19 protein-coding genes are annotated in these 21,437 nt (G+C 57.1%); 10 read left to right on the top strand and 9 right to left on the bottom strand.

Going from position 1 to position 21,437, the window contains the following annotated elements; genetic code table 11:
- The first annotated feature begins 3 nt into the window (after positions 1-3).
- Both ybtE and fyuA read left to right on the top strand, forming a co-directional pair.
- Positions 4-1,581: a yersiniabactin biosynthesis salycil-AMP ligase YbtE gene (gene ybtE / locus JLG71_RS13790; protein ID WP_200914288.1), complete on the top strand. Its 1,578-nt coding sequence runs from the start codon at positions 4-6 to the stop codon at positions 1,579-1,581.
- A 129-nt stretch (positions 1,582-1,710) separates the two neighbouring features.
- Positions 1,711-3,732: a siderophore yersiniabactin receptor FyuA gene (gene fyuA, locus JLG71_RS13785; RefSeq protein WP_064378015.1), complete on the top strand. Its 2,022-nt coding sequence runs from the start codon at positions 1,711-1,713 to the stop codon at positions 3,730-3,732.
- Between the two features lie 168 nt (positions 3,733-3,900).
- Here fyuA and lysM read toward each other — a convergent pair whose 3' ends face one another.
- From lysM to JLG71_RS13765, 4 genes are all read right to left on the bottom strand, one after another.
- Positions 3,901-4,350, bottom strand: coding sequence for a peptidoglycan-binding protein LysM (gene lysM / locus JLG71_RS13780; protein WP_004850940.1), 450 nt, complete (start codon positions 4,348-4,350; stop codon positions 3,901-3,903).
- Between the two features lie 244 nt (positions 4,351-4,594).
- A complete protein-coding gene (locus JLG71_RS13775; RefSeq protein WP_109240370.1) occupies positions 4,595-5,155 on the bottom strand; it encodes a nucleotidyltransferase family protein in 561 nt (186 codons plus the stop codon).
- A 97-nt stretch (positions 5,156-5,252) separates the two neighbouring features.
- A complete protein-coding gene (locus tag JLG71_RS13770; protein WP_025106330.1) occupies positions 5,253-5,897 on the bottom strand; it encodes a TenA family protein in 645 nt (214 codons plus the stop codon).
- Positions 5,897-6,742 (bottom strand): BtpA/SgcQ family protein, encoded by an 846-nt coding sequence (locus JLG71_RS13765; protein ID WP_200914287.1) that lies wholly within the window; start codon positions 6,740-6,742, stop codon positions 5,897-5,899. Before JLG71_RS13765 ends, JLG71_RS13770 begins: the two co-directional genes overlap by 1 nt.
- 26 nt (positions 6,743-6,768) lie before the next feature.
- On the opposite strand from JLG71_RS13765, the gene JLG71_RS13760 reads away from it, so the two are divergent.
- Positions 6,769-7,641, top strand: coding sequence for a ribokinase (locus JLG71_RS13760; RefSeq protein WP_200914286.1), 873 nt, complete (start codon positions 6,769-6,771; stop codon positions 7,639-7,641).
- A 1-nt stretch (position 7,642) separates the two neighbouring features.
- On the opposite strand, the gene JLG71_RS13755 is transcribed toward JLG71_RS13760, so the two are convergent.
- On the bottom strand, positions 7,643-8,596 hold the full coding sequence (locus tag JLG71_RS13755; RefSeq protein WP_048262825.1) for an ABC transporter substrate-binding protein: 954 nt from the start codon (positions 8,594-8,596) through the stop codon (positions 7,643-7,645).
- A gap of 344 nt (positions 8,597-8,940) precedes the next feature.
- On the opposite strand from JLG71_RS13755, the gene JLG71_RS13750 reads away from it, so the two are divergent.
- The 7 genes from JLG71_RS13750 (at position 8,941) to tolA (ending at position 15,647) form a co-directional block, all read left to right on the top strand.
- Positions 8,941-9,963 carry a LacI family DNA-binding transcriptional regulator gene (locus tag JLG71_RS13750; protein ID WP_038424520.1) on the top strand — a complete coding sequence of 341 codons (1,023 nt, stop codon included), beginning with the start codon at positions 8,941-8,943 and terminating at the stop codon, positions 9,961-9,963.
- A gap of 380 nt (positions 9,964-10,343) precedes the next feature.
- Positions 10,344-11,090: an ATP-binding cassette domain-containing protein gene (locus tag JLG71_RS13745; protein ID WP_162121434.1), complete on the top strand. Its 747-nt coding sequence runs from the start codon at positions 10,344-10,346 to the stop codon at positions 11,088-11,090.
- An 18-nt stretch (positions 11,091-11,108) separates the two neighbouring features.
- Positions 11,109-12,110 (top strand): ABC transporter permease, encoded by a 1,002-nt coding sequence (locus JLG71_RS13740; RefSeq protein ID WP_014229399.1) that lies wholly within the window; start codon positions 11,109-11,111, stop codon positions 12,108-12,110.
- A gap of 3 nt (positions 12,111-12,113) precedes the next feature.
- Complete coding sequence (locus JLG71_RS13735; protein ID WP_014229400.1) at positions 12,114-13,193, top strand: phosphotriesterase family protein; 1,080 nt, start codon at positions 12,114-12,116, stop codon at positions 13,191-13,193.
- Positions 13,194-13,206: 13 nt separating this feature from the next.
- Entirely contained in the window at positions 13,207-13,962 is a 756-nt protein-coding gene (locus JLG71_RS13730) for a glutamine amidotransferase (RefSeq protein ID WP_014838512.1), read from the top strand.
- Positions 13,962-15,074, top strand: coding sequence for a M20 family metallopeptidase (locus JLG71_RS13725; RefSeq protein WP_048252245.1), 1,113 nt, complete (start codon positions 13,962-13,964; stop codon positions 15,072-15,074). The genes JLG71_RS13730 and JLG71_RS13725 overlap by 1 nt, the downstream gene beginning before the upstream one ends.
- Before the next feature lie 144 nt (positions 15,075-15,218).
- Positions 15,219-15,647 (top strand): cell envelope integrity protein TolA, encoded by a 429-nt coding sequence (gene tolA, locus JLG71_RS13720; protein WP_014838514.1) that lies wholly within the window; start codon positions 15,219-15,221, stop codon positions 15,645-15,647.
- A gap of 50 nt (positions 15,648-15,697) precedes the next feature.
- On the opposite strand, the gene JLG71_RS13715 is transcribed toward tolA, so the two are convergent.
- The 4 genes from JLG71_RS13715 to ttrS all read right to left on the bottom strand — a co-directional run bounded on the left by JLG71_RS13715 (position 15,698) and on the right by ttrS (position 21,268).
- A complete protein-coding gene (locus tag JLG71_RS13715; protein WP_263450068.1) occupies positions 15,698-17,689 on the bottom strand; it encodes a TonB-dependent receptor domain-containing protein in 1,992 nt (663 codons plus the stop codon).
- A gap of 15 nt (positions 17,690-17,704) precedes the next feature.
- A complete protein-coding gene (gene yncE / locus JLG71_RS13710) occupies positions 17,705-18,763 on the bottom strand; it encodes a 7-bladed beta-propeller protein YncE (protein ID WP_046877946.1) in 1,059 nt (352 codons plus the stop codon).
- A gap of 170 nt (positions 18,764-18,933) precedes the next feature.
- Positions 18,934-19,521 carry a tetrathionate respiration response regulator TtrR gene (gene ttrR / locus JLG71_RS13705; protein WP_200914285.1) on the bottom strand — a complete coding sequence of 196 codons (588 nt, stop codon included), beginning with the start codon at positions 19,519-19,521 and terminating at the stop codon, positions 18,934-18,936.
- A complete protein-coding gene (gene ttrS / locus JLG71_RS13700; protein ID WP_106510670.1) occupies positions 19,496-21,268 on the bottom strand; it encodes a tetrathionate respiration histidine kinase TtrS in 1,773 nt (590 codons plus the stop codon). Before ttrS ends, ttrR begins: the two co-directional genes overlap by 26 nt.
- Between the last annotated feature and the right edge of the window lie 169 nt (positions 21,269-21,437).

The following is a 21,437-nucleotide window of genomic DNA, read 5'->3' as shown; positions in this document are numbered from 1 at the left end:
CGCATGCACTCTTCCTTTGATTCTCTGATAAAACAGTATCCCTTCCCCATTGCTGAACAGCTGCGCCACTGGGCGGCTCGCTATCCCTCGCGAATTGCTGTCGTTGATGCCAAAGGCTCGCTGACCTACAGCGCGCTCGATCTTCGGGTCGATGAGCTTGCTGCAGGGTTATACTCGCTGGGTTTGCGTCCGGGAGAACATGTGCTTATCCAACTCCCCAACGGCAACGCATTTGTGATCCTGCTGTTCGCGCTGTTAAGACTGGGCGTTATCCCTGTTCTGGCGATGCCATCGCAGCGGGCGCTGGATATTGACGCGCTGATGGCGCTGGCGCAACCGGCCGCTTATGTGATTCACGGAGAAAGCCACGCGGACCTGGCCCGCCAGATGGCGCGCAAACACGCCTGCCTGCGGCAAGTTCTGGTCGCAGGTGAGACCGAAGGCGACGATTTTACGCCGCTCTTCTCGCTGCGCGGCGAACGGCAGGCGTGGCCGCAGCCCGATGCTGCCGGCACCGCGCTGCTGCTGCTCTCAGGCGGCACCACCGGGACGCCAAAGCTTATCCCGCGACGGCACGCTGACTATAGCTATAACTTCAGCGCCTCCGCCGAACTGTGCGGCCTTAAGCCACAGAGCGTGTATCTCGCCGTCCTCCCCGTGGCGCATAACTTTCCGCTGGCCTGCCCCGGTATTCTGGGAACCCTTGCCTGCGGCGGAAAAGTGGTATTGACCGACAGCGCCAGCTGCGATGAGGTGATGCCTTTAATCGCTGAACAAGGCGTGACCCACGTCGCCCTGGTACCGGCGCTGGCGCAGCTCTGGGTGCAGGCCAGAGAGTGGGAAGACAGCGATCTCTCTTCGCTACGCGTCATTCAGGTGGGCGGCGCCCGGCTTGACCCAACGCTTGCTGAGCAGGTTATCTCGACGTTTGATTGTCCCCTGCAACAGGTATTCGGTATGGCGGAAGGCTTGCTCTGCTTTACCCGGTTGGACGATCCTATGGCCACCGTTCTCCACAGCCAGGGGCGCCCTATGTCTCCCCTGGATGAAATTCACGTCGTTGACGAAGAGGAGAACGACGTTGCGCCCGGCGAAACGGGACAGTTATTAACGCGCGGTCCTTATACTATTACGGGCTATTATCGCGCTCCCGAGCACAATGCGCGGGCCTTTACCGCGCAAGGATTTTACCGTACGGGCGACAATGTCAGGCTCGATGAGGCGGGAAATCTGTACGTTGAGGGGCGTATAAAAGAGCAGATCAACCGCGCCGGAGAGAAAATAGCCGCTGCGGAAGTGGAATCGGTGCTGATGCGTCTGGAAGACGTAAAGGATTGCGCCGTGGTCGCCGCGCCGGACAAGCTGCTTGGCGAGCGGATATGCGCGTTTATCATCGCGCAACGCACTCCCTCTGACTATCAACAGCTGCGTCAAAAGCTGGTCCGAATGGGGATCAGCGCGTGGAAGATTCCCGATCAAATTGAGTTTCTGACCCACTGGCCGCTCACCGCCGTCGGCAAGGTAGATAAAAAGCGCCTGACGGCGCTCGCCATTGAGCGTTATCGCCATTCAGCCCAATAAGCGCCCCGCTACCCGAAACAGGTGGAAATAAACCCGTTTCGGGTAGCAGTGCAATTAGAAATAGTTATCATTTTCAATTCACCATTATCGGTATTTTGGCGTCTCGCCGTTTTTCAGGGATTCATAACAATGAAAATGACACGGTTTTATCCTCTGGTTCTGGGGGGATTTTTACTCCCGGCCGCTGCTCATAGCCAAACCTCACAGCAAGATGAAAGCACGTTGGTGGTCACCGCCAGCAAACAGTCTTCCCGCTCGGCATCAGCCAATAATGTCTCTTCTACCGTTATCAGCGCGACGGAGTTAAGCGACGCGGGCGTTACCGCCAGTGACAAACTCCCCAGAGTGTTGCCTGGGCTGAATATTGAAAATAGCGGCAACATGCTTTTTTCAACGATCTCCCTACGCGGCATCTCTTCGGCCCAGGACTTTTATAACCCCGCCGTTACCCTGTATGTCGATGGCGTCCCGCAGCTTTCGACCAACACCATTCAGGCGCTGACCGATGTGCAAAGCGTGGAGCTGCTGCGAGGACCGCAGGGCACCTTATATGGCAAAAGCGCCCAGGGCGGGATCATTAACATCGTCACCCAGCAGCCGGACAGCACGCCGCGCGGCTATATTGAAGGCGGCGTCAGCAGTCGTGACAGTTATCGAAGCAAACTCAACCTGAGCGGCCCGATTCAGGATGGCCTGTTATACGGCAGCGTGACCCTTTTACGCCAGGTTGATGACGGCGAGATGATTAACCCCTCGACCGGTAGCGATGATTTAGGCGGTACCCGCGCCAGTATCGGGAATGTGAAACTGCGTCTGGCGCCGGACGACCAGCCCTGGGAAATGGGGTTTTCCGCCTCGCGCGAATGCACTCGCGCTACACAGGATGCCTACGTGGCATGGAATGATCTCAAGAGCCGTACGCTGTCTCTCGGCGAGGGTTCACCGGACCCGTACCTACGGCGCTGTACTGACAGCCAGACGCTAAGCGGTAAATACGCTACCGATGACTGGGTTTTCAATCTGATCGGCGCCTGGCAGCAGCAGAATTATTCCCGGACCTTCCCTTCCGGCTCGTTGATCGTCAATATGCCTCAGCGCTGGAACCAGGATGTGCAGGAGCTACGCGCCGCCACCCTCGGCGATACGCGTACCGTGGATATGGTATTTGGGTTGTACCGGCAGAACACCCGCGAAAAGCTAAATTCCTCCTACGATATGCCGACGATGCCCTATTTAAGCAGCACCGGCTATACCACCGCTGAAACCCTTGCCGCCTACAGCGATCTGACCTGGCATTTAACCGAACGTTTTGACATCGGCGGCGGCGTGCGTTTCTCGCATGATAAAGCCAGCACGCAGTATCACGGCAGCATGCTGGGAAACCCATTTGGCGACCAGGGTAAAAGCAATGACGACCGGGTGCTCGGACAACTCTCCGCAGGCTATCTGCTGACCGACGACTGGCGGGTGTATACCCGCGTAGCCCAGGGATATAAACCTTCCGGATACAATATCGTGCCTACCGCAGGTCTTGATGCCAAACCGTTCAACGCGGAAAAATCCATCAACTATGAAATTGGCACCCGTTACGAAACCGCCGATGTCACGCTGCAAGCCGCCACCTTTTATACCCACACCAAAGATATGCAGCTCTACTCTGGCCCGGTCGGAATGCAGACCTTAAGCAATGCGGGGAGAGCCGACGCCACCGGCGTTGAGCTGGAAGCGAAATGGCGGTTTGCCCCCGGCTGGTCATGGGATATCAATGGCAACATGATCCGTTCCGAATTCACCAACGACAGCGAGCTGTACCACGGCAACCGGGTGCCGTTCGTACCGCGTTACGGCGCGGGAAGCAGCGTGAATGGCGTGATTGATACGCGCTATGGCGCACTGATGCCCCGGCTGGCGGTTAATCTGGTGGGGCCGCACTATTTCGATGGCGACAACCAGCTGCGGCAAGGCGCCTACGCCACCCTGGACAGCAGCATTGGCTGGCAGGCGACGGAACGGATGAATATTTCCGTCTATGTCGATAACCTGTTCGACCGTCGTTACCGTACCTATGGATATATGAACGGCAGCAGCGCCGTCGCGCAGGTTAATATGGGCCGCACCGTCGGTATCAATACGCGAATTGATTTCTTCTGATCCAACGATACAGGGATGCAATAATCGCATCCCTGTCATCACCGAATTTAACTCGTTGACGTCAGAAAAACGCCTGGGACAACCCCAGCCAGCAACAAAACCTATATTGTCACTGGCCGGCCTTGAAGATAATTCCATCGGCCTGCTGCTGCCGAAGGAATTCAGCGCTTACTTCGCCGGAATAATCAGCACCTGGCCCGGATAGATTTTATCGGGATGCGTCAGCATCGGTTTGTTGGCTTCAAAAATACGTTGGTAGTCATTAGCAGAGCCATACATCGCTTTAGAGATGGCGCTCAGGGTGTCGCCGGATTTCACCGTATAATAACGACTTTCCGCCCCGCTTTGCGCCACCTTCACGCTGTCATTAACCTGACCAACGCCGGTGACGTTACCTACCGCCACCAGAATTTTTTCCTTATCTTCTTGCGAACCGACATCGCCGGTAACCGTCGCGGTGCCGTCGTCCGCAACATCAATATTGACCTTTTCGGCACCGGGCAGATTAAGACCATCAATATGTTTTTTCAGCTTGTCGGCCTTATCTTCCTTGCTGCCGCCGGAGACGGCGTCCCATATTTTCTCGCCCGCTTCTTTGACAAAATTTAATAATCCCATCGTTCCATACCTCCATTACTGTTTCACGATCAAATATTCATCAGACCGGTTAAGCCCATTTCCAGGATGTCGGTTCTGCTACCCCAGAGCGGCAACCGCCTGAAGCAGCACAACCTGCCATCAAAGTATAATCAATAAGCGTCAACGTGCAGGATATTTGCCCGGATATGGCAGGAAAATCGGTAGTCTGCCCAGTGGGCATGGCATAAAATCAGGCGTTAACCCGCAGTGATGGCGAAACGGCTCAGGTCGGGACAATCAGCTGCAGGCCTGGATAGCGCTGCAGCCAGCGTTTTTCCGCGACGCGCTGGCGGAAAATAGCCAGCTTATGCTGCGCAAATACCGGCGTGGGCCGCAGACGGAGTGCAAACAGATCGTCCAGCCCGTAGGGCGCAATAACCTCAATAAGCCCTGAACGTCCCATTCTGACCGCGATAGCCGTCGCCGTTTCAGGCCAGTACAGCAACGCATTCTCCGTGGAGTGATAAGGTTTATTACCGTTACGTTGATGCATTCTGGCCTGATTCTTCACCGACCAGTTAAAGACGGATGATTGCTGGCTCAGCCTCTCTTCCAGCACCCTATCGTCGGCGGCGCTGCCGCTTTTCGCGTCGAACCAGACAACATCCACATCACCCGAAACTGGCCTTTGCCCGTAGCCGTGCAGATGATCCCAGACCGCATCCCTGACAAAGCCGGCGCCAATCCAGCCATCGCTGAGTTCCAGCGCCTGAACGGCGTACAGCGCGTTCATTCTTACCGGGTCGTTTAACAATAATCTCTGCAATTCATCCTGATAGTTCATGATTTCCCTGAAACGGTGATTAACCTGAGTATGCGTCCAATCATAGTATCAATGTTCAGGGGGCGCCGCTTCGGCGACCCCTTTGTTTAGCGCACGACTACTCCTCGTACGCAGCGTGATGGAAATCAATTTCCCACTGCAGCACATCACCGTAAAGCGCCGACAGCGCCTGCTTTTCGCTTTCACTCAGCGCCATGGCGCAGCGGTCGAGTTCGTTCTTCAGCCAGAGCGCCTGCTGATAAAATTCGTCCTCCGCGTGCATTTCCACCCAGCGACGCACGTCAGCATCGCTCTGGCGATGTTCGCTCGCCCGTCGGCACCAGAAATAATACATCCACTCCGCACCGAACATCAGGGTAACGATCTGCTCATAGCTTCCCTGCCGGGCCGTCCGCAGCATGCCGTCGCGAAAGCGCTGCACGCCGGGCAGATCGTCCGGATAATCAGCGGGAGTTATCCGCCGTTCTGATAACACCTGTTCAAACCATGCAATCTGCGTGTCAACCAGGGCATTCAGGACGCCAATAAGCCAGCGCTGCTGATGAATACCCGGCGCCTTGCTAACCCCGAGAGCAAAAATCGCGATTGCCGTCGCGACAAAGTTGCCCTCAAACACCAGATAGCGGTTAAAGACGGCTGTCGGCAGACGATCCTGTTCGATATCAGTCACAAAACGGTGCTGCTGCATCGCCTGCCACGCCGGTTGATGTTCGCGCAGCAGGCGTTCGCTAAACGCTTCCATTATGCTTCCTCCAGCGCAGCCTGAGCGACCGACATAAAATGCCTCACCCGGGCCAGCTCAACATCGTTCCACCAGACGCCATCGACCTTCATCGTACTGGCCACAATGACCCCCTGGGTCCGCCCGAGGATCTGACTCACGTTGGCGGGCGTCACCCCGGAGCCCACCAGCAGCGGTAGCTCCGTCGCCGCGCGGATCTCGTCAATTTCCTCCATCGTTGCGCTATCGCCCGTGCGCTGGCCGGTCGCAATCACCGCGTCGGCCTCGAAGAAATCCACGTCGCGCGTGAGCTCCTGAATCGAACGATCGGCAACGATGGCGTGGCTACCGTGCTTGACGTGGCTATCGGCAAAGACGCGAATATGTTCAGCGCGCAGCATGCTGCGATAGCGCAGCGCCTTAGCGGCCGCCCCTTCAATAAATCCTTCGTTGGCGATATAGGCGTTGGCCCACTGGTTTACGCGGACGAAATCGGCCCCGCCCGCCAGGGCGATGGCCATCGCCGGGATCGCCGCGTTCGCCAGGACATTAATGCCCAGCGGCACACCAAAACGCTCGCGAACTTTCTCGGTAATCACCGCCATCAGCGCAGAGGTTTCATGACCGATATCCTCAGGTTTGGAAAAAGGAATATCACCATGGTTTTCAATAATCAGGCCGTGAATGCCGCCCGAAATATAATTTTCGGCATCGCGAAGCGCACGTTCAACAATACCGGAGACTGATTTCCCTCGATATTTCGGCGTGCCGGGAAAAGGATCGCAATGAATAACACCAATAACAACTTTATTACGTGAAAAAATAGCTTGTATTGCATTCGTTTTTTCTGCTGAGATAGCAACCATCTTATCCATCCTGTTAAGGGAACACTATGCGTGTTTACGTTACTGGTAATATTACCGTAGATGAAACCTGGTCCATTCCGGATATACCGAAAAAAGGCTCGTCCATTCACGGCATTAAAGTTTCGCAGGATATCGGCGGTAAAGGCGCGAATCAGGCGATTATATTATCCCGCTGCGGAATCGACACGCGATTAATTGCCGCCACGGGAAATGACAGCAACGGCGAGTGGATCCGTCAGCAGATAAAAAATGAACCACTGACGCTACTACCCGACGGCCATTTCAATCAACATAGCGACACCTCGATTATTTTAAATAGCGCTGATGGCGACAATGCCATCATTACCACGACGGCCGCAGCCGATACGTTCAGCCTTGATGATATTATTCCGCATATGGCGGAGGCCGCCGCGGGCGATATTCTGCTACAGCAGGGCAATTTCTCCCTGGATAAAACCCGGGCGCTGTTCCAGTACGCCAAAGCCCGCGGTATGACAACGGTATTCAACCCCTCGCCTGTCAATCCTGACTTTTGCCATCTGTGGCCGCTCATCGACATCGCGGTGGTCAATGAATCCGAGGCCGAGCAGCTTAATCCTTACGGCGTGAAAACCTTAGTGGTAACCCAGGGCGCGGCTGGCGCCTGGCTGGTTCAGGCGGGTCAGCGCCAGTTTTGCCCCGCCGTCCCCGCCGAGGCGCTAGACACCACCGGCGCTGGCGACACGTTCCTCGCGGTGATGCTGGCGTCCTCGATCCTGCGCGGCGTCGCGCCGGATAGGCTGTCGCTGGCGTACGCCAGCCGCGCTGCCGCCATTACCGTTAGCCGTCGGGGGACGCTCAGCGCGTTTCCCGACGGCCACGAACTCACCGCTCTGTTAGCCGTGAACGGCGCGCGCTGACCTACTTGAACAGCGAACGATAGGTATCGACGTTCGCTTTGGTTACCACCGTGGCCGGAACCAGAATGGTTTTCGGCACGGTTTTACCTGAGGTGATAGCGTTCAGCGCATTCAGGGCTTCGGCCCCCATCTTTTCCGGGTCCTGCTGCAGAACGGCGGTGACGTAGCCGCCGTCAATACCGGAAATCGCCTTCGCCGTCAGATCCCAGCCAAAGACTTTAATATCTTTCTGGCGCCCCTGGTTTTCCACGGCGGCGATAGCGCCCAGCAGAGCGGGTTCGCCAGTGGCATAGATCGCCGTCAGATCGGGGTTGCCGGTAATCAGGTTCTCCGCTGCGGTCATTGCTTTATCCTGTACGTTCTGGCCGTCGACGACGTTAGCGATGGTAATTTTCGGATTACTTTTCAGCGTCTCTTCAAACCCTTTCTGCCGCTGGTTCTGAATGGCCGAGTTCAGCGCGCCGACAATACCCAGCCGCGCCTGGCCGCCCATCTCTTTCTGCACGTAGTCCACGAAGTATTGACCAATAATTCTGCCACCTTCAATATTATCAACGCCGACCTGAGCCGCCTGCGGCCCGGCCGGTAATACGGCATCAATCGCAATCACTGGAATGTTAGCGGCGGCCGCTTCTTTTACCGCGGGCATAATTCCGTTAACGTCGATAGCGGCAACCAGAATGCCTTTAACGCCTTGCTGAATATAGTTTTCTATCGCGTCGTTTTGCGCCACGGGATTATCGTTAGAGTTAAAAATAACTAGATCCTTGCCGCTGGCTTTGGCCGCATCCTGCGCGCCTTTATTCATCAGATTAAAGAACAGGGCCTGCTGATTGATTTGTACCAGCGCATAAGTCGGACCGGCGGCGCCGGCGGCAGAAATAAAACTCATTGATGCCAGCATCGTGGTGGCAACAGCAAGTAAACGCAGTTTTCCGGTGTGAAATAACATCATCAGTATCCTCGTCGGGAATAGTTGATAGCCAGCAGAGTTCCGCGCCGCATGCGAACGCAGAAGGATTATTTTTTGGCGGGCAAATATCGTCTATATGGCCAGAACAATCATCGACCGTTCGGCGGCTACCTGCTTAATTTCATTCCGGCAACCGGTCCGTGTCGGTGCGCGACTGGAATGAGTTAAACGGGTTTGGGAATGAATTCCCGGATGATGCGGTAAACTGCCTATACAATTCTCCGCAGATTAAATTTTGTCAAGCATTTATTTCCGGTTATTGTTAGCAGAGAAATTGCTGTATCCACCGCGCTTAACTATGTTACAGATAGCCGATTCTGGCAGAAATGGCGCAGGAAATGAGTATAAAACGCGTATTGTTATCCGATGTGGCAAAGCTGGCGGGGCTGTCGAAGGCAACCCTGTCGCGCTATATGAACAACAGTATTGTGCTACCGCAGGACACCATCGATCGCATCGAAACCGCCATTCGCGAACTGGACTATCGCGGCAATAGCCTGGCACGCCGTCTTAGCAAAGGCGGCAGCGAAACGCTCGGCCTGGTGCTCCCCGATATTACCAACCCCTTCTTTGCCGAACTGGCCGATGCCGCCGAAGAGGCCGCTTCTGCCAGCGGTTACAGCCTGGTGCTGTGTATCACCCGCAACAACCCGGAAAAAGAGTGCCAGTTTATCCGCTGGCTGGATACCTGCCAGGTCGACGGCCTGCTGTTCACCACCAACCGCCCCGATAACGGCCTGCTGCGCAAAGAAGTCCAGCGTCACGAACGCATTGTCCTGCTGGATGAAGATATTCCCGGCAGTAAGGTGCCGAAAGTGTTTGCCGATAACGTCCAGGGCGGGCGGATCGCCACCGAAAAGCTGATCGCCGCCGGGCATCGCCATATCGCTTTCGTCGGCGGCCCGGACAAGCTGATGAGCGTACGCGAGCGCTATCAGGGCTTCTGCACCGCGATGGAGCAGGCCGGCCTGAGCTGGCCGCCCGAATGGGTGATGTACGGTGACTACCAGCGCGAGTTTGGCCAGCAAGCGCTGCGGACCCTGTTCAGCCAGCCGGTTCGCCCGACCGCCGTCTTCGCCGCCAGCGACTATCTGGTGCTCGGCCTGCTCGACGGTCTGCGCGCCAGCGGGCTCCAGGCGCCGGAGGCGCTATCGTTAGTCGGCTTCGATGACGCCAACTATGCCGATTTTACCCAGCCGCGGATTTCCACTATCCGCCAGCCCGCCCGGGAACTGGGCCGCACCGCGGTGAACATCATGATGCGTCTGCTGAACGACGATCGGGATATCCCGGCGGAAACCCGCCTGCCGGTAGAGTGGATTGGCCGCGACTCGATCAAGATCTGTTAAGCACATCCCAAAATGGCGCAAATGTGCCCACTTTTGGCGCAAAAAACGATCAATTAACATTTTATTCACTATAATCAGTAAACCGGTTTACCGGAGCGTAATGAATAAACTCTATTTATTACATAAGGTTAAATCACAGGGCTGCTGTGTTGTTCCTGCCCTGGCACGGATGCTGCAATGTTCTTACTGGCGAACAAATATCTTACGTAGCGTTTGTCCTGACTGTGCTGGCGAGTGCTCTATTCCGCAGGTAAACCGGTTTACTAGCATGTAAACCGTGTCGGATAGCATCTCTCCCGCAGGATGGCGAACATTTTCCCGGCAACAGCGATGGGAGTTATCAGATGCAGCAGCCACAAACTACCCCGCCAAGGGTGGAGATGATCAATATCACCAAGACCTACGGGTCGATACGTTCATTGCGCGGAGTCAACCTTGAGCTGGCTCCGGGCGAGGTGCTGGGCTTGGTGGGCGATAACGGCGCGGGGAAATCCACCCTGACCAAAGTACTCTCGGGGGCGGTGATCCCTTCCAGCGGCACAATTCGCATTGATGGCGAACAGCAGCAGTTCGCTAATCCGGCCGATTCGCGCCGCTGCCATATCGAGATGGTGTATCAGGATCTGTCGCTCTGCGACACGGTCGACGTCGCGGGCAATCTGTTTATGGGCCGCGAGCCGATGAAATCACTCCTCGGTATCCCCTTCCTCGATGAGGCGAGAATGCACGCCGATGCCAGGGAGATGCTAAAAGGGCTCGGGATCTCCATTCCCGATACCCGGCTGCTGGTGCGAAATCTCTCCGGCGGCCAGCGCCAGGCCATTGCTATCGCCCGCGCGGCGGCCTTTGACCCGAAGGTGCTGATTATGGACGAACCCACCGCCGCGCTGGCCGTCGCGGAAGTCGAAGCGGTGCTAGAGCTTATTCGCCGCGTTTCCGCTCGCGGGGTGAGCGTGATTCTGATTACCCACCGCCTGCAGGACCTGTTCCTGGTCTGTGACCGGATCATGGTGATGTATGAAGGTACCAACGTCGCCGACAGACGGGTGGCCGACACCAGCCTGAGCGATATCGTTAACCTGATTGTGGGCGAAAAATTCACCGCCCGCTCTGCGGCTGCACATTGAGGTAACAGGATGAGTATCATGAACTTAAGCAGCTCCCGCATGATCCAGCATTCGCTGCCGCGCCGCCTGCTGCATAACCACTCCGGCGTGGTCAGCATCGCGCTCTTTTTCGTCTTCTGCTGCGTGGTGTTTTCGCTGATCACCAGCAACTTTCTCACCGGCACCAACTGGCTCAACATCATCCGTCAGAGCGCCCCGCTGCTGATTGTCGCGACGGCGATGACCCTGGTCATTACCACCGGCGGTATCGATCTGTCGGTGGGCTCCACCCTCGCGCTGGTCGGCGCGCTTTCCGCTATCGCCCTGAATAACTGGGGGCTGCCGTGGCCGGTGGTTCTGCTCGGCGGCCTGCTGCTCGGCGGATTGGTGGGCGCCATCAACGGCTTCTTTATCGCCTATGAAGGCATTCCGGCGTTTATCGTCACCCTCGCCACCCTGGCCGTGGTTCGCGGCATCGCGCTGCTGGTCACCCAGGGCTACTCGATTCCGGTTCCGGCTGACAGCCTGTTTACCTTTATAGGACGCGCGTGGGTAGTCGGTATCCCCATGCCCGCGCTGATCGGCATTATGATTCTGGTTATCGGGCATATTGTTCTCAATCATATGCGCTTTGGCCGCTACGTGACCGCTATCGGCGCTAACGCCGAAGGCGCGCGACGCAGCGGCATTAATACCAAAGCGGTCACCATGAAGGTCTATATCATCAGCGGGATGGCCGCCGCGCTGGCGGGGATGATCATTACCGCGCGCCTCGGCAGCGGCTCCTCCAACCAGGGCGAAGGCTTTGAACTGCAGGTTATTGCTGCCGTTGTGCTTGGCAGTACCAGCCTGTTTGGCGGCTTCGGTACCATTATCGGTACGCTGCTGGGCGCGCTGTCGATTGCGGTCATTCAGAACGGGCTGATCCTGTCGCATATTTCGCCGTTTTACACCCAGATAGCCACCGGCACCATTATCCTGCTGGCGATCTGGCTGAACACCCGCATTCTCAACCCCACGCGCTCCGCGGCAAAAGGATAGCTGATGAAAGGATCAATTTTTCGCCACCCCACTCCGCTGCCGCTTGGCGTCAGCAGCGGTTACGTGATGACGGTGCTTGGCCCGCTGCCGATTAGCGAAATGGGGGTTACCCTGATGCATGAGCATATTCTGCTGGATGCCTCCGGCAAATGGGTACCGCCCTGCTGCTGTAGCGATCGCCATCTTGCCGAAATGCCGGTGAAAATGGAAAACCTCGGCGAACTGTCGCTGAACCCGCTAATGAGTCGCGATAACTGCCAGCTGTTTGACGTCGACGTCGCGATTGAAGAGCTGACGAAATATCGCGCCCTTGGCGGAGAAACGGTAGTCGACCCGACCAATATCGGTATCGGCCGCGATCCCAAAGCGCTGGCGCGCATCGCCCGTCTGACCGGTCTGAACATTATTATGGGCACCGGCCTCTATCTGGAACCTTCGCACCCCGAGTGGGTAAGAACCAGCAGCGTCGAACAGCTGACCGAACGGCTGATTTACGATCTGGGCGGCGCGGAGGAGAAACCGGAGGTGCTCGCCGGGCTCATCGGCGAAATCGGGATCTCGAGCCGCTTTACCCCGGATGAAGAGAAATCGCTGCGCGCTGCGGGCCGGGCCAGCGCCGCGACCGGCGTGCCGATCGAGGTCCATCTGCCCGGCTGGGAGCGGCTGGGCCATCGGGTGCTGGATATTCTCGAACAGGAAGGCGCCGATTTACGCCATACCGTCCTGTGCCATATGAATCCCAGCTTTGCCGATAAGCGCTACCAGCGGGAGCTGGCGCAGCGCGGGGCGTTTCTCGAATACGACATGATCGGCATGAGCTATTACTACGCCGACGAGTCGGCGCAGTCGCCCTCCGACGAGGAGAACGCCCGCGCGATTCGCGAGCTGATTGACGACGGCTATATCCAGCAAATACTGCTGTCGCAGGACGTCTTCCTGAAAACCATGCTCACCCGCTACGGCGGCCACGGTTACGGCTACATACTCAAGCATTTTGTTCCCCGCCTGCGGCGCCACGGCGTCAGCGGCGAACAGCTTGAAACCTTGATGATTGGAAATCCCCAACGGGTCTTTGGCGGATAAAAGGAAAGTCATAATGCAGAAAAAAATCTTACTGGTCGGTGAATCCTGGACCAGCACCTCAACGCACGTTAAAGGCTTCGACCAGTTTGCCACCGCCACCTGGCACACCGGCGCAACGGATTTTCTGGCCGCGCTCGCGGACAGTGCCTACGCCATTACCTATATGCCCGCCCACGCGGCGGCGACAGACTTTCCGCTGACGCTGGAAGCGCTGCAGCAGTGGGATGCGATTATTCTTTCGGATATTGGCGCCAATACGCTGCTGCTGCATCCGGACACCTGGCTGAAAAGCCGCCGAACCGCCAACCGTCTGACGCTGCTGCATGACTACGTGGCTGGCGGCGGCTCGCTGATGATGATTGGTGGCTATTACAGCTTCCAGGGGATTAACGGCGGCGCGCGCTATCGCCATACCGCGGTGGAGAAAGTTCTGCCGGTCCGCTGTCTGGCGTGGGACGATCGCATTGAAACCCCGGAGGGTTGCTATGCCGAAGTGACGGAATCCCACGCCCTGTTCAATGATATTCCGGGCGAATGGCCGTGGCTGCTGGGCTATAACGAAGTAGAAATGCATCCGGAAGGCAAACTGCTGGCGACGGTCGCCGGTACCGGTCATCCGCTGCTGGCCATTCGCGAGTATCAACAGGGTCGCTCGCTGGTGTGGACCAGCGATATGTCGGCACACTGGCTGCCGGAAGAATTTGCTCAATGGCCCGGCTATCGCCAGCTGTGGATTAACTGCCTTGACTGGCTGACGGAACGTCGCTGATGGCCGCCACCCTTGAGCTCGCCCGGCAGCTGCTGGGCTTTAACACCATCAACCCGCCGGGCAGCGAAGCAGACTGCATGCGGTTCTTCGCCGACTGGCTTAACGATCGCGGTTTTGCGGTTTCGCTGTCGTCGTTCGGCGAGGGACGCTGCAATCTTATCGCCAGGCTGCCCGGGGCGAAGACCGGTAAACCGCTGGCCTTTACCGGTCATCTGGATACCGTGCCGCTGGGAAATGCCCGGTGGCAGTACGATCCTTTCGGCTCGCAGATAGAAGACGGGCGTCTTTATGGCCGCGGGTCCAGCGATATGAAAGCGGCGATAGCGGCGTTTGCCGTCGCCTGCGTTCATCAGCGGGAAACGATCCTCTCCGGACGCGGCGCGGTATTGCTGATTACCGGCGGAGAAGAGACCGGCTGCGACGGTGCACGGGCGCTGATCGCCTCCGCGACGTTGCCGGACGTGGGCGCGCTGATCGTCGGTGAGCCCACCGCCAACTATCCGGCGATCGGCCATAAAGGCGCGCTCTGGCTACGCTGCGAAACGCGGGGAAAAACCGCCCACGGCGCGATGCCGGAGCTGGGGATAAATGCTATCTATCTTGCGGCGGATGCGCTGGGTAAGATTCAGCATTTTTCCCCTGGCGCGGCGCACCCGCTGATGAAGCAGCCCACCCTCAACGTCGGACGCATCGAAGGCGGACTCAATATTAATTCCGTGCCGGACCGCACGCGTTTTGATGTCGATATCCGCAGCGCGCCCAATTTACAGCACGCCACTATCCGGCAGCGCTTGACCACGCTGCTTGGCGAAAGCGTCACGGTATCCACGCTGGTCGACCTGCCCGCCGTACTGAGCCGGGAGGATCATGCGTGGATTAAGCAGGTTTATCAGCGCTGCCAGCCGCTGCACGCTAAGCCGATTGAACCGCGCGTGGTGCCCTACTTTACCGACGCCTCGCTGCTGCTGCCTGCATTGGCCGATCCACCCTGTATTATTCTCGGTCCCGGCGAGCCGTCTATGGCCCATCAGACCGACGAGTACTGCCTGCTCAGCCGGCTGGAGGAGGCTGAGCAGCTATACGGAGACATTATCCGCGACTGGATGGCGTAGCCGCCCGCGGCGAAGGCAAAGAATGAGTGACACTGTCACTTTAAAGCGCATGCCATGCGATCGGCGTTTGAATAATATCGCGGAATAACAGAGGATAACCGTCTCGCGTCAGAAACGCATCATCACCAGCAAGGAGGCATTACCATGTCCGTGAAAATCCGCCCGGTGCTCATTTGCACTCTCTCTTTACTTCTTTCCGCCTGCTCGGGTAGTGCTTCTGCGCCGGATAGCGCCGAAGACGCGAAAGTATCGGCAGAAGTGGATAAGATGTTTCGCGATTATCAAACGGGTTCAGATCAATCACCGCAGGCCAACGTCTCACGCTATCTGACGCAGGTTCAGAGGGCTATCTTCGCGAAAATAGACCAGCCGGCGTCCTGGCAGGGGCAAAAATGCTCGGTGCGCTTAACGCTACAGCGTGACGGGACGGTGCATAATCCAGCGGTCGAGAGCGGCGATCCGGCGTTATGCGCGGCGGTAATGTCCGCGCTGAAAGAAGCCAAAATTCCGCCCGCGCCGGATGAAAAAACCTATCAGACATTCAGTCATGTGGTTCTGGACTTCAGGCCCTGAGAGCTTTTTTTGCATTTTATCGCAGGGGCTATTCGGCCCCTGCACGATTTTCAGAACTCCACGCGGCCGCCGAAATTATAGCGTCGCCCTTCCAGCATCGCCTTCTGCCGGTAAGCGGTAGTGTAAACCGGGTTCACATCAAACAAATTGTAAATACCGCTCATCAGCGTGACGTGCTTACTCAGGCGATAACGCACGCCTAGATCTACCAGCGCATAGGCATCCGTTGAGCTGGACTTGCCGATATCCGGCGATCTGCTGCGCCAGCTCGCCTTGGTCCACAGTTCAAGATCGGAAGCGGTGTTCCACGTCAGCGAAACGTTGGCCATACTGCTGGGGAAATCGCTTAGCGCATAACCCTTATACTCACCGCTTTTTTGTTCACTGTGGGTATAGGTATAGTTGGCGTTCGCTTTCAGCGCTGCGGTCACCTGCCAGTCGCCGTTCAGCTCCAGTCCGTAGATCTCCGCATCCCCGACGTTAATGTATTGCGACACGCTATCCGCGGTATAGCCGTTGTATTGGCATTGCCGGGTAGCCGAGGCGGTACAGATGGTATGGTCGCTGATTTTGTCTTTAAATTTGGTATGAAAAAGCGTGGCGTCGAGCGCCAGCGCATCCTGCTGCCAGTACACGCCCAGCTCGGTGTTGATGCTCTGCTCCGGTTTGAGATCGTCATTGCCGATACCAATCTCAGAATAGGGATAAGCGCCGTAGACGCTGGTAAAGCCGGCGTTGTTCTGGCGCAGGTCCGGTTTTTTATAGCCGGCGGATACGCCACCTTTCAGCGCCCAGCTTTCGTCAATGGTCCAGTTGCCGTAGAGCTTAGGCGTAACGTGATAGCCAAAATAGCTGTCATGATCCAGGCGCGCAGAGGTGGTCAACGTGAAGTCCGGTACAATCATCCACGCGTCTTCAGCAAAAACCGCCCAGCCGTGACGGGTGATTTTACTCACCGGGGTGACGCCGGGCGCCTGCTTGTCCGCAATACCAAAGGTGTCATTCAGCTCATTGCGCGTGAAGTTTACGCCTAGCGTCAGCTTGTGATCGGCCAGCGTAAAGGTGTTCGCGCTATTGGCCTCAAAATTATTCTGCTTGATAAACTGCGAGTCCATGCCGGGCACGCGGTACTCCGTGCGGGCCTTTTCGTAGCTGATAAAGTTCTTCACCTCCACCAGGTCATCACCGTACCAGGCATGCTGTGACAGCGAGACCGCATCGCGGTCAAAGCCCCAGTACCACGCTTTATCGTTATGGGTTTTCTCCTGATTGCCTTTGGCGGCGTTCAGATCCCAGAGCTGGGTATCGGTTGGCGAAAGAGAAATTGTGGCGTCCAGATTCCCCGCCTGATGCTTAACAAAACGTTCTTGAGTCGGGCTGTCATCATCGCGACGGTCAAGATAGTCAGCCCCCACGCTGACGCCGAGTTTGCCCGGTACGACGGGCCCCATAAAGAAGGCGTTTGTCTGGTTAGTATTGCCGTATTCGCTTTTCTCCTGCAGGAAGTAATTATCCTCCAGCACCCCCGTCCATTTTTCGAGGTTATACGCCTTTTTGGTGATGACGTTGACCACACCGCCGATAGCGTCAGAGCCGTACAGCGATGACATAGGCCCGCGAATCACCTCCACCCGCTCAATGGCGGCCAGCGGCGGCATAAAAGCGGCTTCAGACCCAATGTGATGCCCATAAGGTCGCGATTCGCGGGTAGACTGCTTGATACCGTTCACCATAAACGAGGTATAGGTCGAATCCATACCGCGCATCTGTACATCGCCGGTCGCCAGGCTACCGTGGCCGTTGCCCACCAGCACGCCCGGCGTCTCGCGCAACGCTTCCGTGACGTTCTGATTGGAACGGGTATTCAGCGCCTTCTCATCGAGCACCGAGATCGTCGCCGGCGCCTCGCGCCTCTCCTGGCTGAATCCCGTGGCGGTCACTACCATCTGTTCTTCATTTATCCCTGCGCCATCAGCGGCGTAGGCTGCCGCGGGCAGATTGACGAAGGCGAGCGCCATCGCCACGTCTATGCGTGTCTTCATCGCCACAAAAAGTCCTTAGAATTGAGTGAGATCGATCTTGAGAACGTAGTCAGGCCGATCGCTTTTTTCGTCCTGTTTGACGCTGGCGTAAAGCGTTCCGCCATCCGCAGAAAGGACCAGGCTGTTGGGCATAGCCGCCGTTTTGAGGGTGTGCTTGAGACGATGGGTTCGCGCATCGATGACGCTAATCGAGCGATCGTTGCGATGGGTCACGTAGATTTCATCGCGCATGGCGTTATAAAGCACAGCGACCGAGTTTGGCGAAGCGATACGATCGACCAGCTTGCCGGAGTCCAGCCGCACCACCAGCACATCGCGGGTGTTGGTATCGGCGATATATCCGACTCCGGCGGCGCTGTTCAGGGCGATATTGAGGAAATAGTGCTCAGCGTCAGCCGGATCGACCTTCACGCGGGAAATTAACGTCGACGTTTTGCCGTCAAGGGTAGCCAACTCCCCGTTGCCGGTGACCGCATAGACTTTTTCGCCCGATGCATCAACGGCAAACCCTACGGGGTCGATGTTGTTCAGCGTGTCAATCAGCTGCTGCTTGCGGGTATCGACCACCCAGAGCAGGCCCTGGCCTTTGCGCCCGATCCCTGACACATACAAACGCTGGTTTAGCTTATCCAGCACCACTTCGCGGACGTGGGCCTGTTTCGCAGGATCTGAATCATCGCTGAGCTGAATAGTGTTAATCACCTTATTGGTCAGCGTATCCAGAAGCGTTAGCGAGCCATCCAGCGCGTTACCCAAATACAGGATGTGATTTTCTTCATCCAGGGAGAGCGCGAAGGCGCGGCGTTCGGTAACGATTTTCTCATCAATCCGCAGAGAATCCGCCGCCAGTCGAAAGACCAGTCCCGCGGTTTTATCTTTATCAAACGAGGGCGCGGAGGCAGCGTAGAGCGTCTTCTGGCCGTTATCATAGGCCAGCTCGTAAACGCCGTGGCCGAGAGCCTGAGCGCGGAAGTCCCGCTCGGTGAAATCCTTAGCCGAGGCGGAGAGAGCATGCAGGGAAAACGAAATGACCAGCGCGAGGCGCGCGGCCTGCTTCAGGGATGCGGTAGACATGTAATTTTTCTTTACAGTAGTTTACGGAATGCAAACACTAATGAAAATAAATATCATTTGCAATTGCATTCATCTCCATCTTCCCTACCAATTTTTGTGTTCTGATATTAACCGCCGTTTTTTGTTCCCGCCGGGAGTTCGCCACGCTTCATTCATCGGAATCATTAAAATCACGCGATAACCGGCTGTAAGATGCTGACTAACTCCGCCAGACTCCCCGCCTGCATCTTTTCCATCACCCTCGCCCGATGGACCTCCACCGTGCGTACGGCAATGTTCATTATCTCCGCAATCTCCCGATTCATCAGCCCTTTCACCACCAGCAGCGCAAGCTCCCGCTCTTTGGGCGTTAGCTGCTGATAGCAGTCCACGTTCTTTTGCCGCGCAAACCGCTCGCCTGAGGCCGCCAGGCCGTGTTCCAGCGCCGTTTGTAGCGGCTTCACCGACACCGGCTTTTGCAGAAAATCCACCGCGCCGCGTTTCATCTGTTCTACCGCCATAGGTACGTCGCCATGTCCGGTCAGAAAAACCACCGCCAGGGTGCTGCCGCGCTGACGCAGCGCCTCATGTACTGCCTGACCGTCCAGCGCCGGCATCCGCATATCCAGCAGGACAACGCCGGTCCGGAAGAGATCGGCCTGCGCGAGGAAGACGCCCCCCTCTGCCCAGCACATCACCTCGTAGCCCAGGCTTTCCAGTAAAAAAGCACATGCCTGGGTCACCGCCAGGTCGTCATCCAGTAGATGAATTATCGCCATTGCCGCTCCGCGCTCCTTGTTGCATGAATGTCAGTTCCACGGCGACACCGGGTCGTCCATCGGGCGCCGTTTGATTTGCCAGGCTTATTTCCCCCCGGACATAGCGGACCAGCCGCTGACAGATAACCAGCCCAAGCCCCATCCCCTCTTGTCGACTGGTCACAAACGGCTGGAATGCCTGAGCAAGCTGCGCCCCGGCGATACCACCGCCGTTATCCTGCAGGACGATCTTCACGCCTCCGGCATCGCGAACGGCATCAATCCACAGCATCTTCGCCCCGGCCTGCGCCGCATTGAGGATCAGATTCGCCAGCACCTGTTCAAGCAGAACCGGCGGTAAGACGAGCGTTAACGGGCGATCGACATCGCTGTTGAGCAACAGCCCGGGAAACTGCTGCGGCATTCGCAGCCACTGCCAGACATGGTCAATAGCCTGACGAACGCTGATACGTTCCCAGTTCTCCGCTCGTCCTGGCTCCCCGTGCGCCTGGCTGACCCAATGGCGCAGATTGCGCAGCGTTTCCGCCCCGCGCTGAGCCTGTTGATCGATGTGGCCCAGCGCGGGCAGTAAGGGATGCTGCGGATCCTGTTTCTGCAAACGGATCGTACAACCCTGCGCATAGTGGCGGATGGCCGACAGCGGCTGATTTAACTCGTGGGCAAAGCCTGAGGTCATCTCACCCAATACGCTCATCTGTCTTGCCGTTTGCAGCGCCAGCTCCTGCTCGCGCAGCCGGATAGCGTTGCGTTCAAGCTGCCTGCCGCGCCGCCGCACCAGCAGCATCACCCAGATATAATTCAGCGTCAGCAACAGCAGCGTCAGCCCGATGCCGCCCATGATTAACCGGTGCTGGATAAGCCAGTTTTTCACCTCCAGCCATAGCCGTCGCTGCTGAGGGTGCTGTTGAACTTCGCTCAGCAACGCTTCCACCTGACGGGTCGAAGCGGGCGCGCCCCAGTGAAAGACGGCGTTATCCGGGGCATTGAGCAAGGCGCGGGTCACGCGATCCGCCAGCGCGTCGCTCACCGCCGGCAGCGCGGCAAACGACCAGTCGGGATACAGCGGGGTACTGGTTAAACAAGGTATCGCCGCCAGCCCCTCGATGACCGCGGTAAAATCGGCTTTATTTACCAGTCCCTCATCAGCCATTTTTTCCAGCAGGCACACCGGAACAATCGCCGCCTGCACTGCCCGTTCACGCAGCAGATAGATCAGCGCATCCGCGGGGAATCCGCTAAAACGCAGATGCAGATCGCGTTCCGGCCGCAGCCCGGCATCGCTCAGCGCCTTGTATCCCAATAAATAGCCGCCGAAGGCCTGAGGATCGATGGCCCCTACCGTTTTGCCGATCAGGTCGGCCGGCGACGAAATACCGCTGTCGCGACGAGTCAAAATGACGCTGCCGATAACGTTGCTTGTCCCGAGTGAAGAGCGCAAAGAGGCCAGCCAGCGCAGCGAAGAATGACTATTCAGCTGGACAAACTGCGCCGGATTGGTCACCACAAACTGCACCGAGCCGTTATTGACCGCCTCCTGCATCTGCTGCAGATCGAGCGGCTGAATATGGAACTGCTGATCCGTAAGCTGCTGATTGAGCATCACCTCCAGCGGCTGCCAGTGGCTGCGGGTTAAGACCTCGCCGCGCATGGCCAGAACGCCGATATTCCACGACGCCGCCCACCCGCTGCTGTTCAGCAGGAACGCCGTCACCAGCAGCGCCAGACGCTGCACATTTTTCGCTCTCACCCGATTATCCCTGTTCATTATGTTGTTTTAGATCAACAACCCGCCGGGTATGTGGTTAACCACAATAGAGCTGACCCCGCCGCGATTTTTACACTGTAAATCATCAACATTGTTTATTCATCACATGCAAAACAATGACGTGACAAATGTTTCGTTATTGCTGCGCGAG

Origin of the sequence: Klebsiella michiganensis (assembly GCF_015139575.1) — a bacterium.
Taxonomy (GTDB): domain Bacteria; phylum Pseudomonadota; class Gammaproteobacteria; order Enterobacterales; family Enterobacteriaceae; genus Klebsiella; species Klebsiella michiganensis.
Note: the sequence above shows the minus strand (reverse complement) of the source record. Positions and strands in the feature narration are given on the sequence as shown.